Raw genomic sequence first — 14,085 nt, 5'->3', positions numbered from 1 at the left:
CATGAGCTCTCCCCGGCCCTTCGCCGAGGAAATCCGCGCCGTGCGCGATTCCCTTGCCACGATGGGGGATCCGTGGCAGGCGGGGGAGACGGTGCTCAGCCGGCTGGCGGGCGAGTCGCGCAGGGTGCGACTGGGGGTGCCGGCCCCGAGCGCGGCCGAAGTGGAAGCCCGGGCCGAGTTGCCGGGGCGGATGCTCGAGGTCGCGCTCGGGGCCGCCGGCCAGCCGTGCACCGCGCTGCACGCGCCGGGCAGCACGCTGCCCGCCAAGTTCGACCTCCGCGACGTGTGCGGCCGCAGCTACGTCACGCCGGTGAAGGACCAGGGGGAATCAGGGTCCTGCAGCGCGTTCGGCACCATCGCGGCGCTCGAGGGGACCGCCGCGTACACGCGCCGCAACACCGGCATGCGGCTCGACCTGTCGGAGGCGCACCTGTTCTTCGGGTTCGCGCCGGGACACCGCAAGCCGGGTGACACCGGGTCCTGGCCGGACGACCTGATGGGGGACTGCGCGTCCAAGGGAGTCACCTTCGAGGACTACTGGCCCTACTCGGACGAGGGCACCGGCGCGCTGCACCCGAACTGGGTGAACCGCGTCGCGCGTGCGGAGGGTGTCGTCGACCTGACCCAGGACCCGGCCGCGATCAAGCACCACATCTACGGCTACGGCCCGGTCACCGCGTGCATGGTGATCTACGACGACTTCTTCCACTACACCGGCGGCATCTACCGCGCCACCACGACGGAGAGCAACGGCGGGCACTGCGTCGCGCTCATCGGCTGGGACGACGAGCAGAACTGCTGGATCGGCAAGAACTCCTGGGGCACCGACTGGGGCGAGGGCGGGTTCTTCCGGATCGCCTACGGCGAGGCCTTCATCGAGGACTACCCGGAACCGCGGCCGACGACCCTCGGCTGCACCGGGGTCACCCTGCGCGCGTGGCTACCGCCGCAGCGCGCGCTGCGCCTGTTCTCGGCCGGTGCCGGTGAATGGGTGTGCCTGGAGCAGCTGGGCTGGGTCCGGCTCGCGGGGGACGCCGCGGGCGTGAGCCGTCAGCTCGCGCTGCTCGCCGAGGCTCGGGCGGGCGGGCATCCCGTCAGCCCGTTCCTCGACCAGGGCGTGCTGACCAAGGTTGCCACCACCTACTGATGGGGAGCGAAGCATGACCACGAGCAAGAGCGAGACGCCGGACACCGGCCCGCAGGACGACCCGAACGCCGAACTCGCCGAACTGACCAGGGAGACGCCCGGCTCCGACGGCCCGGCCGGCGTCTACGACCCGAACACCCCGCCGCCGACGGGGGTTTACGACCCGAACACGCCGCCGCCGACGGGGGTGTACGACCCCAATACGCCGCCGCCCACTGGTGTCTACGACCCGAACACGCCGCCGCCGACGGGGGTTTACGACCCGAACACGCCGCCGCCGACCGGGGTGTACGACCCCAACACGCCGCCCCCGAGCGGGGTCTACGACCCGAACACCCCGCCGAACGGCAACGGCACGCCGGCCCACCCGGCCCACCCCGCGCCGCAGGCGCAGGGTGTCTGGGTGCACAACCGGCAGGTCGCGCGGCTGTGGTCGACGAGCGCCAACCCGGGCGTCTGGGTGGACATCGCGGGCCTGGGCTGGAAGCGACTCGCCGCCACCGCGGACGGGCGCAGCTCCCTGACGACGCTGGCACTGCTGGCCCGCAACCACGGGCTGCCGGTGTCCTTCCACGAGAACGCCGCCGGGCAGATCGACCAGATCCTGGTCTGACGACGGCACGCAGACCGGCGGTGGCCGGCAGCCGAGGGGGCCGCCGGCCACCGCCACCCTGGGGAGCTTCCAGTGACACAGATCCGGCTCGCGCAGGCGGATTCGGGGGAGACGGCGCGGCTTCACGTGGGGGACACGGTGGAGCTGCGCCTGCCGGAGGTCCGCGCGTCGGGTTACCGGTGGCGCTGGCGGTTGCCGGACGCGGTCCGCGTGGTGGCGGACGAGCACGTCCGGTCCAGGGAGGTGGCCCACGGGGAGGGGCCACCGGGCGAGGGGGGTGTGCGCCGGCTGGCGCTCGACGTCGTCGAGCCCGGCCGGCACCTGCTCCGGGCGGAGCTGGCGCGGCCGTGGGAGGTGGAGCCGCGCCGCTCCGTCACGTTCGTGCTCGCCGTGACTGCTCCAAACGAGTGATGTTGTGTATCTGGCGTCCGCCTTCGTGCTCTGCACGGTGACGGAGCCGGAGATACTGCCTAGCGCTGACCCGAGGAGAACCACGCGAAGTGGGGGCGAACGCGGTGACGGAAGCGAGGACCGCCGAGGCGGATCCGTCCTGGGAGGGACTCCGCGGACCGGAGCTGTTCGAGGCGTGCCTGGCCGCGGCGCGCGCGGGGGACAAACGCGCGCTGAACCGGCTGGTCGCCGAGCTGACCCCGCTGGTGTGGAACGTGGCGCGCGGCCAGGGGCTGGACAGCCACTCGGCCGAGGACGTGGTGCAGACCGTGTGGCTGGCGCTGGTCAGCCACCTCGACCGGCTGCGTGAGCCGAAGGCGCTCGCCGGCTGGCTGGTCGTCACCGCCCGGCACGAATCGCAGCGTGTGCGCGGGCGGAAACCGCCGCCGGTGCCGTTGACCGACGAACTGGCCGAGACCGTGGCGAGCACCGAGCCCGCGCCCGAGGCCGAGGTGCTGCGCACCGAGCGTGACCAGCGGCTCTGGCGTGCCTTCCGCAGGCTTCCGCAGCGGTGCCAGGAACTGCTGCGGCTCACCGTGCTCGCCGGTCGCGCCGAGTACCGGCTCGTCGCCGAAGCGCTGCAGATGCCGCGCGGCAGCATCGGACCCAACCGCGGCCGCTGCCTGAAGACGATGCGCGAACTGCTGGACATCGAAGGGGGCAGCGTATGAACGACAATCTGCCAGGGGGTGGGGCGCACCCCGGCGACGAAGACCTGCTGGCCGATCTGGGCCGGGTGCTGGCCGCGGTCGACCCGCCCCCGGACGGCCTGGTCGAGCGCGTGCAGTTCGCCCTCGAACTGGAGAACCTCGACTTTGAGATCGCCCAGTGGGAGCGGGCCGACCCGGCGCTGGCCGGCGTCCGCAGCATCACCGACGAGGGCACGATCACGTTCACGGTCAGCGATCTCACGGTGATGATCAACCTGACCAGGGTCGGGCACTGCCACCGCATCGACGGCTGGCTGGTGCCCGCCGCCGCGCACGGGGTCGAGGTGCGGGTGGCCGAGCACGGCTCGTCGTCGACGGTGGCCGACGAGGGCGGCCGGTTCGTGCTCGACGACGTGCCGCGCGGCACCACGCAGATCGTGATCTCGGTCGGCGGGGCCAGCAGCCGCCGCACCGTCGTCACGCCCGCGGTCGTCCTCTGACCGGCTGCTCCCCCCGGCCCGCGGATGTGCTCAGATAGACCACGTGTCAGCTCAGCGTGAGTCCCGGCGTGCGGTGGGCCGGGCATCGGCGCTGCGCGGGCGGGCGGCGGACGCGGCGGGCAACTTCCGCAACGTGGAGGCGGTGCGGCTGTTCAACCGCGCGCTGCGGGTGCTCGCGGACGGGCCGGACGACGTCGAGTGGATCACCCTGCGGGCACGGGTCCTGCTCGGCCTCGCGATGTCGGAGGCCGAGACCGGTTCGGCGGCGGCCGGCCTGCGCCACCTCGACGACGCCCTGCGGCTGACCGATCGGCTGCCGCCCGGGCCGCCCCAGCGGGTCCTGCGTGCGCTGGTCGGCGCCCAGCGGGCGCTGGTGCTCGGCCGGATCGGCCGGTTGTCCGAAGCGCTGGCGCTGTTCGACGAGATCCTGCCGGTGCTGGAAAACGAGGCCGACGACAACGCGCTGTCGCTGACCCGCAACCTGATGAACCGCGCCAACATCAACGTCGAGCTGCAGCGGCCCGCGGCGGCGCTGGCGGACCTGCGGCGCTGCCTCGAACTGGCCACCGAGCACGGCCTGACCCGGCTGGAGGGCAAGGTCCGGCACCTGCTGGGCGAGCAGGGGCAGCTCCTCGGCGACATCCCCGGCGCGTTGCGGCACTACGAGCAGGCCGCGCGGATCTACGAGGACGCCGCTCCCGGCTGGCTCGCCCGGCTGCGCGTCGACCAGGCCAGGGCGCTGCTCGTCGCCGGTCTCGCCGAGGACGCGGCGCGGCACCTCGACGAGGTGCTGCCCGAGCTGTATGCGACGCGCAACGTGCAGGACATCGCCGAGGCCGAGGTCGCCCGCGCCGCGGCCGCGATCCTCGACAACGACCACGGCCGGGCCCGTGAGCTGGCCGAACTCGCGCGACGACGGTTCCTCCGGCGCGGCAACGAACGCTGGGCCGCGGTCGCCGCGCTGACCCGGCTGCGTGCCGACGCCACCGAGGTCCTCGGCGGCACGCGCCGCCCGCCGGCGCGGCTCGTCACGGGTCTCACCGGGCACGCCGACCGCCTCGCGGAACTGGGGCTGCGGGACGAAGCGGCGGTGGCCCGGCTGCTCGCGGTGCGGCTGCTGCTCCGCCGTGGGGACGTCGGCGCGGCCGAGGAGCTGCTCGCGCGGGTGCCGAGGCCGCGCCGCACCACGCCGATCGACCACGTCATGCTGCTCCGGCTGTGCCGGGCCGAACTCGCCGTGGCGACGGGCCGTCCGCGCGCGGCGCTGGCGCAGGCGCGCAGCGGCTTCGCCGAGCTGAGCCGCGTGCGCGACCGGATGGGCGGGCTGGACCTGGTGTGCGGGACCGCGGTGCACGGCCAGGAGCTGGGCCGTCTCGCGGTGGGGCTGGTGCTCGGCACCACCCGCGGCCACGCCGGCGCGCGCAGGCTGTTCGCCTGGCAGGAGCGGACGCGCGCGCAGGTCTACCGCTACGAGCCGCTGCCCGCGATCGACGATCCGGTGCTCGCCCGGCTCATCACCGAGATGCGCCAGGTGCAGCGGCTCGCGCAGCAGAACCGCCTCGACGGCAGGCCGGTGGCGGCGCTGGAGCAGCGCTACACCCGGCTGCAGCGGGAGGCTGGCCGCCTCGGCTGGTACACCAGCCCGTGGGGCAGGCCCCGCCCGGTCAGCTCACCCGAGGAGGTGGCCACCGAGCTGGGTTCCCGCGTGCTGGTCAGCCTGATCGGCCAGGACGGCGAGCTGTCCGCGGTGGTCGTGCGGGACGGCCGGTTCCGGCTGGTGCGGCTGGGCGGGCTGGACGAGGTCGTGGAGATCACCAAGCAGCTGCACGCCGACCTGAACGCGCTGGCCCCGGACCACCTGCCGCCGCCACTGGTCGCGGCCGTCACGGCGTCCGCGGAGAAGCGCGCCCGGCTGCTCGACGAGCGGGTCGTGCGGCCGCTCGCGGACGCGATCGGCGACCGTGAACTGGTGATCGTGCCGACGGGGCCGCTGTACGCGCTGCCGTGGCCTGCGCTGCCGTCGTTGCGTGGCCGTCCGCTGTCGATCGCGCCGTCGGCGACCGCCTGGGTGACCGCGATGCGCCGCGAGCTGATCGACCCGGTCGTGCTGGTCGGCGGGCCGGACGTGCCCGGCGCGATCGGCGAGGTGCGGCAGCTGCGCGCGGTCTACCCGTCGGCGACGCTGGTCGACGGACCGGCGGCGACCAGTTCGGCGGTGCTGGAAGCGCTCGACGGGTCGGGCTTGGCGCACCTGGTCGCGCACGGCGCGCACGAACCGGCGAACGCGTTGTTCTCGCGGCTGGAACTGGTCGACGGGCCGCTGTTCGCGCACGAGACCGCGCGGCTGCGGCGCCCGCCGGATCGGGTGGTGCTGGCCTCGTGCGAGCTGGCGATGAGCCACATCCGGCCCGGCGAGGAGGCGCTGGGGTTCGCCGGCGCGCTGCTGGCGAGCGGGTCCCGCACGATCGTCGGGGCGATCGCGCGGGTGGGCGACCGGGCGGCGGCGGAGGCGATGACCGACCTGCACCAGCGGCTCGCGTCCGGGATCTCCCCGGCGCTGGCGCTGGCGCACGCGACCGCCGCCGATCCGCTGCGCCGCCCGTTCCTCTGCCTCGGCGCCGGTTAGCGCTCGGCGGCCTTGACCAGCTTCGCGGACAGGAACTTGATCGCCCCCGCGAGCGCGGCGCGCACGACCGGCCCGGTGCCGGGGATCTTCTCCTGGAACGACCCGCGCCAGGTCAGCCGCGTGCCGGTGCCGTTGGGCTCGAAGGTCACCTCGCCGCGGTAGTCGCGAACCGGCGCCGGCTCGGCGAAGGTGTAGACGTGGCGGCGGTCCTGCTCGTACTCGAGCGTCTCCTCACGCATGAGCAGCGGCCACGCGCCGACGGCCCGGATCGCGCCCACCCCGCCTGCCGGATCGGCCCACCGGTCCCAGCGGGACACGACGATGAGCGGTTTCGCCCAGTCGGACCAGCGGGCGCCGTCGGTCTCCAGCCGGAAGAGGGTCGCGGGCGGCGCGCTGCTGGTGCGGGTGACCTCGAAGGAGAACGTCCTGGCGGGCATCGGTGACCTTTCCGCTCGGGTAGGGGTTACCGAGCAGTAAACCAGGGGCTTACCGGATGCGGGGGGCCTGACCTTGGGGTTTCATGGATTCATGGGCATCGACTTCAACGAGATCAAGAAAAAGGCGCAAGAGGCGCTCGGCCACAACGCCGGCAAGATCGAACAAGGCCTGGACAAGGCGAGCGGCTTCGCCAAGTCGAAGTTCGGCCAGCACTCCAGCAAGATCGACAACGTCACGTCGAAGGCGAAGGACTTCCTGCACAAGCAGTCCGGCGGCGGGCACGGCGAGCCCGGCCCGCAGGGCGGCCCCGGACCGGCCGGACCCCAGACCGGACCCCAGAGCGGACCCGAGACCGGACCCCAGAGCGGCCCGACCGGACCGACGGGACCGACCAACCAGCCGTAACCGTTACGGCACCTCGCCGATGGCGGTGTCCTCGGTGAGGGAAGTGATGCGGCCGCCGCGCTCGCCGAGCGCACGCAGGCCGTCCCGGGCGTCCGGCGCGCCCAGCGCGACGCGGACGCCCGACAGCGTGGCCTGCCTGGCGGCCGCAAGCGCTTGCGCGCCCTGGTGACCCGAGTCGATGCTGACGGCGAGGCCGCCGGTCGAGGCCAGCGACCCGCGCAGGGCGCCGAGTCGGCCGAGGGCTTCGTCGATCACCGGCAGCAGCGCTTCGCGGTTGCCCTCGGTCATCGCGCGCACCAGCGCCGGCCGGGTGGCGGCCACGCGGGTGCCGTCGGTGTAGGAGCCGGCGGCCAGCGCCATCGCGACCGGCCCGCCGTCCGCTCCGACGGCCGCGAGCACCGCGGCCAGCAGGTGCGGCAGGTGGGAGATCCGGGCGACCGCCTCGTCGTGCGTGGCCGCGGTCAGCGGAACCACGTGCGAGCCGAGGTCGATCGCCAGCCGGGCCACCTCGGCCCACGCGCCGAGATCGGTGTCGTCCTCGACGCACACCACCCACGCCGCGCCGCCGAACAGCGCGGCGTTGCCGGCCCGCCAGCCGGACTCGGCGGTGCCCGCCATCGGGTGCCCGCCGACGTACCTTGCGTTCGGTGCGAACGCCCGCGCGGCCGTCAGCACACCCGTCTTCACGCTGGTCACGTCGGTGAGCAGGCACGACGGCGCGCACACGTCGACCGTCCGCAGCACCTCCTCGACGGCGGTCAGCGGCACGGCCAGCACCACCAGCGCGTCCCGGTCGGCGGCTCGCCGCAGCGCGGCTTCCACGTCGGTCGAGGCGTCGAACCCGTCGGCGGCCGCCGCCTCGGCGTCGGCCGCCGAAGTCGTCGCGCCCCACACCTCGCGCCCCACCGCCGCGGCCGCGCGCAGCACCGAGCCGCCGATCAACCCGAGCCCGATCACGCATACGTCTCGCACGGGGCGTCATCCTGCCAGGGCGTCGAGGGCGAAGGCCGCGTACATCGCGACACCCGCCGGGAAAGCGCCTTCGTGGTGGCGCACGCGGTTGGAGTGGTTGGTCGGGGCCTCCGCCGGGTCGACGTCCGGCGGGCACGCGCCGAGGAACGCGAACGCGCCCGGAACCCGCTGCAGCACGTACGAGAAGTCCTCGGCGCCCATGATCGGGTCGGCCATCAGCTCCGCGCGGCCGAGCACGCGCTGGGCGAGGTCCAGCACCCGCAGCGCCTGGTCCGGGTCGTTCACGGTGACCGGGTAGCCGGGCTCGATGTCGACCAGCACGCGGCAGCCGTGCGCCTCGCCGACCGCTTCGCACACCTTCGGCAGCTCGGCCTTCACCAGCGCGCGGGTGGACTCGGACAGCGTGCGGATCGTGCCCGCGACCTCCGCGGTCTCCGGGATGATGTTGGTCGTCGTGCCGGCCTGGATGCGAGTCACCGACACCACCGCCGGGTCGAACACGCTGACCCGCCGCGTCACCATCGTCTGCAGCGCGCCGACCATCGCCGCGGCCGCCGGCACCGGGTCGATCGCGTTGTGCGGGCTGGACCCGTGCCCGCCCTTGCCGGTGACCTGGACCGTGAACGTGTCGTTCGAGGCCATCAGCGGTCCCGGCCGCGTGGTGATCAGCCCGGACTCGACGTGGGACAGCAGGTGGATGCCGAAGGCCTTCTCGGCCCGCGAGCCGGCGGCGTCCAGCACGCCTTCGTGGATCATGTGCCGCGCGCCGTGGTAGCCCTCCTCGCCCGGCTGGAACATGAACACGACCGACCCGGCCAGCTCGTGCCGGTGGGCCGCGAGCAGCCGCGCGGCGGAGGCGAGCATCGCGGTGTGGCCGTCGTGGCCGCACGCGTGCATGGTCCCGTCCACTTCGGAGGCGAACTCCAGCCCGGTGTCCTCCTGCAGCGGCAGCGCGTCCATGTCCCCGCGCAGCAGCACCGCGGGCCCGTCCTGCGCGCCGCGCAGCACGGCGGTCAGCGCGGAGGTCGACTTCCCCTCGACGATCTCCAGCGGGAGGCCCTCCAGCGCCCGCCGGACCGCGGCCTGCGTGTGCGGCAGGTGGAGGCCCTGCTCCGGCCTCCGGTGGATCTCACGGCGCAGCGCGACGGTGGCCGGTTGCAGAGCCTCGGCCTCGGAGAGCAACGCGGCGAGCCGGGTGTCCGGCAAAGGGGGCAACTCCGTGGGTCCCGTCATCTTCCGATCCTCGCAGAGCGACTGCACCGATGATCCGTCCAGGTATACGGTGTGCGCTATGTCGGTGAAGGAGCCGGTTGCGGGATTCGCGGTGGCCGTGGTCCGGGAGGACGGCAAGTGGCGCTGCAGCGCGCTCGACGCCGGCGCACTCACGGGGTTGGACGCCGCCATCACCGAGCTGGCCAAGTTGCGGTCCACGGGGGCCGTGTTCGGCCTGCTCGCGGTGGACGACGAGTTCTTCGTGATCGTGCGGCCGAGCCCGCGCGGACCGTCCCTGCTGCTCTCGGACGCGGCGGCGGCGCTGGACTACGACATCGCCGCCGACGTGCTCGACGTGCTGCGAGTCGATCCGCCGGACGAGGAGGACGACTCCATCTGGCCGGAGGGCGACCTCGACATCCTCGCCGACGTCGGCCTGCCCGGGCCCGAGCTCGAGGTGATCGCGGGCGAGGTCGACCTCTACCCGGACGAGCAGCTGCAGATGATCGCGCAGCGCTGCGGGTTCGGTGGCGAGTTCACCGCGCTGCTCGACGAGATCTGACGTGTCCGACGCCGACCTGGTGTCCGTGGCGCTGGCCGCGGCGCGGGAGGCCGGCCCGGACGTGCCGATCGGCGCCGCCGTGTTCGCGCCCGACGGCCGGCTGCTCGCCCGCGCCCACAACGCTCGCGAGGAACTGGGCGACCCGACGGCGCACGCCGAGGTCATCGCGCTGCGGGAGGCGGCCCGCGAGTTCGGCGACGGCTGGCGGCTGGACGGCTGCACGCTCGCGGTGACGGTCGAGCCGTGCACGATGTGCGCTGGCGCGCTGGTGCTCGCGCGCGTGGCCCGGGTCGTGTTCGGGGCGTGGGAGCCGCGCACCGGGGCGGTCGGTTCGCTGTGGGACGTGGTGCGCGACCGGCGGCTCAACCACCGGCCGGAGGTGCGCGGCGGGGTCCTGGAGGCCGAGTGCGCCGCGCTGCTCGCCGAGTTCTTCACCGGTCACCGGGACGTGTGACGCCGCGCGAGGCGGGGTAGCCCTCAGTCGACCGCGTCGAAGGAGGGTCGATGAACGTCGTGAAGAACCGGATGACGAGCCGGTCCCGCCAGGCCAAGGGCGGGGCGCGGGAGCTGTTCGGCCGCCTCACCGGCAACCGCCGCCACCAGAGCGCCGGTCGTGCCGAGCGGATCCGCGGTGTCGTGCGCGAGACGACGACCGAGGTGGCGGACTGGGCGGCCACCGCCGCGCGGGACGCGCAGCGCCGCTTCCGCTCCAGGTGAGGAGTGCCTGCAAGCCGCTCTTGGGCGTCTAGTAACCTAGTCGGCGGTAGCGTGTCCGAGCGGCCGAAGGAGCACGACTCGAAATCGTGTGACGGTTGACCCCGTCCGTGGGTTCAAATCCCACCGCTACCGCCGGATCGAACGCCGGGTCTCCCCAAGGGAGGCCCGGCGTTCGTCGTTTCCGCTACCGCACCTCGACGGTGGTCTCGGCCGCGGCGGCGCCGTTCGCGGACAGCGTCAGGGTGGCGGTGCCGAAGGTGACGTCGAGGACCTTCGCCGCCCAGATCGGGTTCGGGCAGGCAGGCACGGGTCCGACGCCCACCGCTGTGCTCGTGAGCTGGAAGGCGGACCGCCCGTGGTGCGGGGTCTGCTGCCGCCCGCTGGTAGCCGTGACCTCGACCTCGGTGTCCTGCCCGGTGACCCGGTGCCCGGCCGGGTTGACGCACTCCACCCGCGCGGTGCCGGTCGCCTTGGCGGTGATCTCGAAGGTCGTGCCGCCGAGGCCGGCCACCTCGCCGGTGCACTCGAAGCCGGCGCCGGTGTCGCTGCAGGCCGCGCTGCCGGTGACGAAGTGACCGTTGTCCGCCTGCGCCGGCGCGGCGAGCGCCGCGACGGCGAGCGCGCCCGCGAGGACGCCGAGCATCCGCCTCATCTGCTTGCCTTTCGGAATGGTCGGGGAGCCCAGTCTCGACTCGCCCGGCCCCCGGCGGCAGCGCGCTCACGCGGACGGGTGGCACGGTTCGCCCGCTGGAGTGCCCGCAGACGATCCGTACCGGCCGCTCCCCGCCTGCGGGAACAGCCCGCCGGCGTGCGTGGGATCCGCCAGCGCCAGGTCGTAGGTTCACCCTCTTGGTCACTTCTTCTGCTGGGGGTACCCGATGAGACTGCTCAACGTCCGCACCCTGTCCGCGGCGGCGGCTGTGGCGGCCGCCGCCGTGCTGGTGCCGGCCGGCACCGCGGCCGCCATGCCCGACCCGCCGGGCGACAGCTGGGACCACACCTTCACGGCCCCCGGCGTCACCGTCTACGTCGAGGAGTACGGCGACCGGATCTCCGTCTGCGACAGCGCGGCGAACGGCTCCAGCGCGCAGGTCAACGTCTGGGCTGATGGCGGGTGGCGTTACAAGGCCGTCGCCAGTGGCGGCTTCGGGAGCTGCGTGACGCACTCGGCGAGCGAGGGCGGTGCCTACAACCTGCCGGAGGGCGCGTTCATCGAGCTCTACTACAAGGGCGTCAGCACCGGTTACGCCACCAGGAGCACGTACGTCAACGACCACTGAGGCACCCTCCGTAGGTCGTAGGCCGGGCGGACGAACCGTTACCGGTTGTTGCCGCTGAGTCTTCCTTCGTCTCACCTCATAGAGGGAAGATGCCTCGACTGTTGATCAGACGAGGGGACTCAGGGTGACGACCAGTCGAAGAATCGGCGTGCTCGCCGCTGCTGCTCTGGCGGGCGCGACCGTCGCCGCCGCACCGGCGTCGGCGGCGAGCCCGGACGTCGTGATCGCCGAGGTCTACGGCGGTGGTGGCAACAGCGGCGCCACGCTGACCAGCGACTTCATCGAGATCGCCACGGTGGGCGGCAGCTTCGCCCTGGACGGCTGGAGCGTGCAGTACCTGCCCGGTTCGCCCAGCGCGTCGAGCAGGTGGCAGGTGACCGCGCTGACCGGCTCCGTCGCGGCGGGCGGCCGGTACCTGGTAGCCGAGGCCACCGGATCGGGTGGCACGGTCTCGCTGCCCACCGCCGACGCCGCCGGATCGATCTCGATGGCCGCGGGGTCCGGCACGGTCGCCCTCGTCCAGGGCACCACTGCCCTCACCTGCCTCACCGCGGCCGACTGCGCCGCCGACCCGCGGGTCCGCGACCTCGTCGGATACGGCTCGGCGACCGTCCGCGAAGGCAGCCCGGCGCCCGCGCCGAGCAACACCACCTCGGTCGCGCGCGCGACGCTGACCGACACCGACAACAACTCCACCGACTTCGCGGCAGGCGCCCCGACCCCGGTCAACACGAAGGGCGAGACCACCGGCGGTGACGCGGGCGGCACGCCGGCCAAGATCCACGACATCCAGGGCACGACCCGGCTGTCGCCCCTGGCAGGCAAGAAGGTCACCGACGTGACCGGGGTCGTCACCGCGCTGCGCACGTTCGGCTCCGCACGCGGGTTCTGGATGACCGATCCGCGGCCCGACGCCGACCCGCGCACCAGCGAGGGCGTGCTGGTGTTCACCGGCTCGACCACGCCCGCGGTGGCCGTCGGCGACGCGGTCACGGTGTCCGGCACCGTCACCGAGTACTACCCGGACAGCCAGACCGGCTCGATCTACCAGTCCACCACCGAGATCACCGGTCCGAAGTGGACTGTTCAGTCGAGTGGCAACCCGCTGCCGGCCGCGACCGCGATCACGCCGGCCACCGTGCCCGGCACCCTCGCCCCCAACGCCGGCGGCAACACCGAAGCCCTGCCGCTGGAGCCCGCGAAGTACTCGCTGGACTTCTGGGAGTCGCACGAGGGCGAGGTCGTCAGCGTGCAGGACGTCCGCGTGGTCGGGCCGTCCACCGAGTACTACGAGCTGTACGTGACCACCAAGCCGCGGGAGAACCGGACCGACCGCGGCGGCACGATCTACACCGGCTACGACAGCCCGAACACCGGCATCCTCAAGATCGAGTCGCTGATCCCGTTCGCGCAGCGCCCGTTCCCGCAGGCGAACACCGGCGACACGCTGACCGGTCTCACCGCGGGCCCGGTCGAGTACGACAGCTTCGGCGGGTACACGCTGCAGGCCACCACACTGGGCGAGGTCAAGGACGGCGGCATCCAGCGCGAGGTGACGCGCAAGCAGTCGCCGAGCGAGCTGGCCGTGGCCACCTACAACGTCGAGAACCTGTCCGCCGTGGACGACCAGGCCAAGTTCGACCAGCTGGCGCGCGGCGTCGTGGAGAACCTGGCGTCACCGGACATCGTGACGCTGGAGGAGATCCAGGACAACAACGGCCCCGAGGGCGAGGGCGACGGCGTGGTGGCCGCCGACCAGACGCTGAAGCGGTTCACCGACGCGATCGCCGCCGCAGGCGGGCCGCGTTACGAGTGGCGGCAGATCGACCCGCAGGACCTCACCGACGGCGGCGAGCCGGGCGGCAACATCCGCGTCGGGTTCCTGTTCAACCCGCGCCGGGTGTCCTTCGTGGACCGTCCGGGCGGCGACGCGACCACCGCGGTGTCCGTGGTGAAGGAGCGCGGCAAGCCGCACCTGTCGGTGTCGCCGGGGCGTGTCGACCCGGGCAACCCTGCGTGGGCGAACAGCCGCAAGCCGCTGGCCGGGGAGTTCGTCTTCCACGGCCACACGGTGTTCGTGATCGCCAACCACTTCAACTCGAAGGGCGGCGACCAGCCGACGCACGGCCGGTACCAGCCGCCGACGCGGAGTTCGGAGGTGCAGCGCGGGCAGCAGGCGCAGGTGCTGCGCGGGTTCGTCGACGAGCTGCTGAAGGCGGATCCCTTGGCGGACGTCATCGTCGCCGGCGACCTGAACGACTACCAGTTCTCGCCCGCGCTGAAGACGCTCACCGCGGGCGGCGCGCTGACCGACCAGATCGACCGGCTGCCCGCCGACGAGCGGTACAGCTACGTCTACGAGGGCAACTCGCAGGTGCTGGACCACATCCTGACCTCGCGGGCGCTGTGGTGGGTCGACTACGACGTGGTGCACATCAACGCCGAGTTCGCCGAGCAGGCGAGCGACCACGACCCGCAGATCATCCGGTACCGCCCGACCCTCTGACGCCGGG

At 73.3% G+C, this 14,085-nt stretch carries 16 protein-coding genes and 1 tRNA gene; 13 read left to right on the top strand and 4 right to left on the bottom strand.

The features are described from left to right. The first annotated feature begins 61 nt into the window (after positions 1 to 61). The 6 genes from ABZ193_RS06415 to ABZ193_RS06390 all read left to right on the top strand — a co-directional run bounded on the left by ABZ193_RS06415 (position 62) and on the right by ABZ193_RS06390 (position 5,986). A complete protein-coding gene (locus ABZ193_RS06415) occupies positions 62 to 1,147 on the top strand; it encodes a C1 family peptidase (protein ID WP_020419470.1) in 1,086 nt (361 codons plus the stop codon). A gap of 13 nt (positions 1,148 to 1,160) precedes the next feature. Continuing rightward, positions 1,161 to 1,760, top strand: a complete 600-nt coding sequence (locus ABZ193_RS06410; protein WP_354709158.1) for a hypothetical protein — start codon at positions 1,161 to 1,163, stop codon at positions 1,758 to 1,760. A gap of 72 nt (positions 1,761 to 1,832) precedes the next feature. Then, entirely contained in the window at positions 1,833 to 2,171 is a 339-nt protein-coding gene (locus ABZ193_RS06405; RefSeq protein WP_237338394.1) for a protease inhibitor I42 family protein, read from the top strand. A 104-nt stretch (positions 2,172 to 2,275) separates the two neighbouring features. Continuing rightward, complete coding sequence (locus ABZ193_RS06400) at positions 2,276 to 2,881, top strand: sigma-70 family RNA polymerase sigma factor (RefSeq protein ID WP_027936087.1); 606 nt, start codon at positions 2,276 to 2,278, stop codon at positions 2,879 to 2,881. Further along, positions 2,878 to 3,360 carry a hypothetical protein gene (locus ABZ193_RS06395; RefSeq protein WP_020419474.1) on the top strand — a complete coding sequence of 161 codons (483 nt, stop codon included), beginning with the start codon at positions 2,878 to 2,880 and terminating at the stop codon, positions 3,358 to 3,360. Before ABZ193_RS06400 ends, ABZ193_RS06395 begins: the two co-directional genes overlap by 4 nt. A 43-nt stretch (positions 3,361 to 3,403) precedes the next feature. Further along, complete coding sequence (locus tag ABZ193_RS06390; protein WP_354709156.1) at positions 3,404 to 5,986, top strand: CHAT domain-containing tetratricopeptide repeat protein; 2,583 nt, start codon at positions 3,404 to 3,406, stop codon at positions 5,984 to 5,986. On the opposite strand, the gene ABZ193_RS06385 is transcribed toward ABZ193_RS06390, so the two are convergent. Further along, positions 5,983 to 6,423 (bottom strand): SRPBCC family protein, encoded by a 441-nt coding sequence (locus tag ABZ193_RS06385; protein ID WP_020419476.1) that lies wholly within the window; start codon positions 6,421 to 6,423, stop codon positions 5,983 to 5,985. The two genes, ABZ193_RS06390 and ABZ193_RS06385, sit on opposite strands and share 4 nt — an antisense overlap. A 91-nt stretch (positions 6,424 to 6,514) precedes the next feature. Between ABZ193_RS06385 and ABZ193_RS06380 the strand changes: the two genes are divergently transcribed. After that, positions 6,515 to 6,829 (top strand): antitoxin, encoded by a 315-nt coding sequence (locus ABZ193_RS06380; RefSeq protein WP_354709155.1) that lies wholly within the window; start codon positions 6,515 to 6,517, stop codon positions 6,827 to 6,829. 3 nt (positions 6,830 to 6,832) lie between these two features. On the opposite strand, the gene ABZ193_RS06375 is transcribed toward ABZ193_RS06380, so the two are convergent. Together ABZ193_RS06375 and ABZ193_RS06370 are read right to left on the bottom strand one after the other, a co-directional pair. Further along, positions 6,833 to 7,786, bottom strand: coding sequence for a prephenate dehydrogenase (locus tag ABZ193_RS06375; RefSeq protein ID WP_020419478.1), 954 nt, complete (start codon positions 7,784 to 7,786; stop codon positions 6,833 to 6,835). A gap of 21 nt (positions 7,787 to 7,807) precedes the next feature. Continuing rightward, positions 7,808 to 9,034, bottom strand: coding sequence for a M20 family metallopeptidase (locus ABZ193_RS06370; protein ID WP_237338391.1), 1,227 nt, complete (start codon positions 9,032 to 9,034; stop codon positions 7,808 to 7,810). Between the two features lie 58 nt (positions 9,035 to 9,092). Between ABZ193_RS06370 and ABZ193_RS06365 the strand changes: the two genes are divergently transcribed. The 4 genes from ABZ193_RS06365 to ABZ193_RS06350 all read left to right on the top strand — a co-directional run bounded on the left by ABZ193_RS06365 (position 9,093) and on the right by ABZ193_RS06350 (position 10,424). Next, the gene (locus tag ABZ193_RS06365; RefSeq protein ID WP_020419480.1) at positions 9,093 to 9,575 is read left to right on the top strand and encodes a tRNA adenosine deaminase-associated protein; all 483 of its coding nucleotides are present in this window, start codon (positions 9,093 to 9,095) and stop codon (positions 9,573 to 9,575) included. Position 9,576: 1 nt separating this feature from the next. Continuing rightward, on the top strand, positions 9,577 to 10,029 hold the full coding sequence (locus ABZ193_RS06360) for a nucleoside deaminase (RefSeq protein ID WP_027932877.1): 453 nt from the start codon (positions 9,577 to 9,579) through the stop codon (positions 10,027 to 10,029). A 50-nt stretch (positions 10,030 to 10,079) separates the two neighbouring features. Next, the gene (locus ABZ193_RS06355; RefSeq protein ID WP_020419482.1) at positions 10,080 to 10,292 is read left to right on the top strand and encodes a CsbD family protein; all 213 of its coding nucleotides are present in this window, start codon (positions 10,080 to 10,082) and stop codon (positions 10,290 to 10,292) included. Between the two features lie 45 nt (positions 10,293 to 10,337). After that, a tRNA-Ser gene (locus tag ABZ193_RS06350) sits at positions 10,338 to 10,424 on the top strand. 52 nt (positions 10,425 to 10,476) lie between these two features. Here the strand turns inward: ABZ193_RS06350 and ABZ193_RS06345 are convergent. Continuing rightward, on the bottom strand, positions 10,477 to 10,944 hold the full coding sequence (locus tag ABZ193_RS06345) for a hypothetical protein (RefSeq protein WP_354709153.1): 468 nt from the start codon (positions 10,942 to 10,944) through the stop codon (positions 10,477 to 10,479). 226 nt (positions 10,945 to 11,170) lie between these two features. Here ABZ193_RS06345 and ABZ193_RS06340 point away from each other — a divergent pair, with 226 nt between their 5' ends. Continuing rightward, positions 11,171 to 11,572: a hypothetical protein gene (locus ABZ193_RS06340; RefSeq protein WP_354709152.1), complete on the top strand. Its 402-nt coding sequence runs from the start codon at positions 11,171 to 11,173 to the stop codon at positions 11,570 to 11,572. A gap of 124 nt (positions 11,573 to 11,696) precedes the next feature. Continuing rightward, positions 11,697 to 14,078 (top strand): endonuclease/exonuclease/phosphatase family protein, encoded by a 2,382-nt coding sequence (locus ABZ193_RS06335; protein WP_308191189.1) that lies wholly within the window; start codon positions 11,697 to 11,699, stop codon positions 14,076 to 14,078. The last annotated feature ends 7 nt before the right edge of the window (positions 14,079 to 14,085 follow it).

Origin of the sequence: Amycolatopsis sp. NPDC006125 (assembly GCF_040614195.1) — a bacterium.
GTDB lineage: Bacteria > Actinomycetota > Actinomycetes > Mycobacteriales > Pseudonocardiaceae > Amycolatopsis_E > Amycolatopsis_E tucumanensis.
The sequence above is the reverse complement of the archived record's forward strand: the minus strand, read 5'-3'. Positions and strand labels throughout refer to the sequence as shown.

Coding starts and splice junctions, on each gene's coding strand:
- ABZ193_RS06415 (WP_020419470.1), top strand. CDS start 62: ATGGGGGATCCGTGGCAGGCGGGGGAGACGGTGCTCAGCCGGCTGGCG.
- ABZ193_RS06345 (WP_354709153.1), bottom strand. CDS start 10,944: ATGAGGCGGATGCTCGGCGTCCTCGCGGGCGCGCTCGCCGTCGCGGCG.
- ABZ193_RS06395 (WP_020419474.1), top strand. CDS start 2,878: ATGAACGACAATCTGCCAGGGGGTGGGGCGCACCCCGGCGACGAAGAC.
- ABZ193_RS06355 (WP_020419482.1), top strand. CDS start 10,080: ATGAACGTCGTGAAGAACCGGATGACGAGCCGGTCCCGCCAGGCCAAG.
- ABZ193_RS06410 (WP_354709158.1), top strand. CDS start 1,161: ATGACCACGAGCAAGAGCGAGACGCCGGACACCGGCCCGCAGGACGAC.
- ABZ193_RS06385 (WP_020419476.1), bottom strand. CDS start 6,423: ATGCCCGCCAGGACGTTCTCCTTCGAGGTCACCCGCACCAGCAGCGCG.
- ABZ193_RS06370 (WP_237338391.1), bottom strand. CDS start 9,034: ATGACGGGACCCACGGAGTTGCCCCCTTTGCCGGACACCCGGCTCGCC.
- ABZ193_RS06380 (WP_354709155.1), top strand. CDS start 6,515: ATGGGCATCGACTTCAACGAGATCAAGAAAAAGGCGCAAGAGGCGCTC.
- ABZ193_RS06340 (WP_354709152.1), top strand. CDS start 11,171: ATGAGACTGCTCAACGTCCGCACCCTGTCCGCGGCGGCGGCTGTGGCG.
- ABZ193_RS06365 (WP_020419480.1), top strand. CDS start 9,093: ATGTCGGTGAAGGAGCCGGTTGCGGGATTCGCGGTGGCCGTGGTCCGG.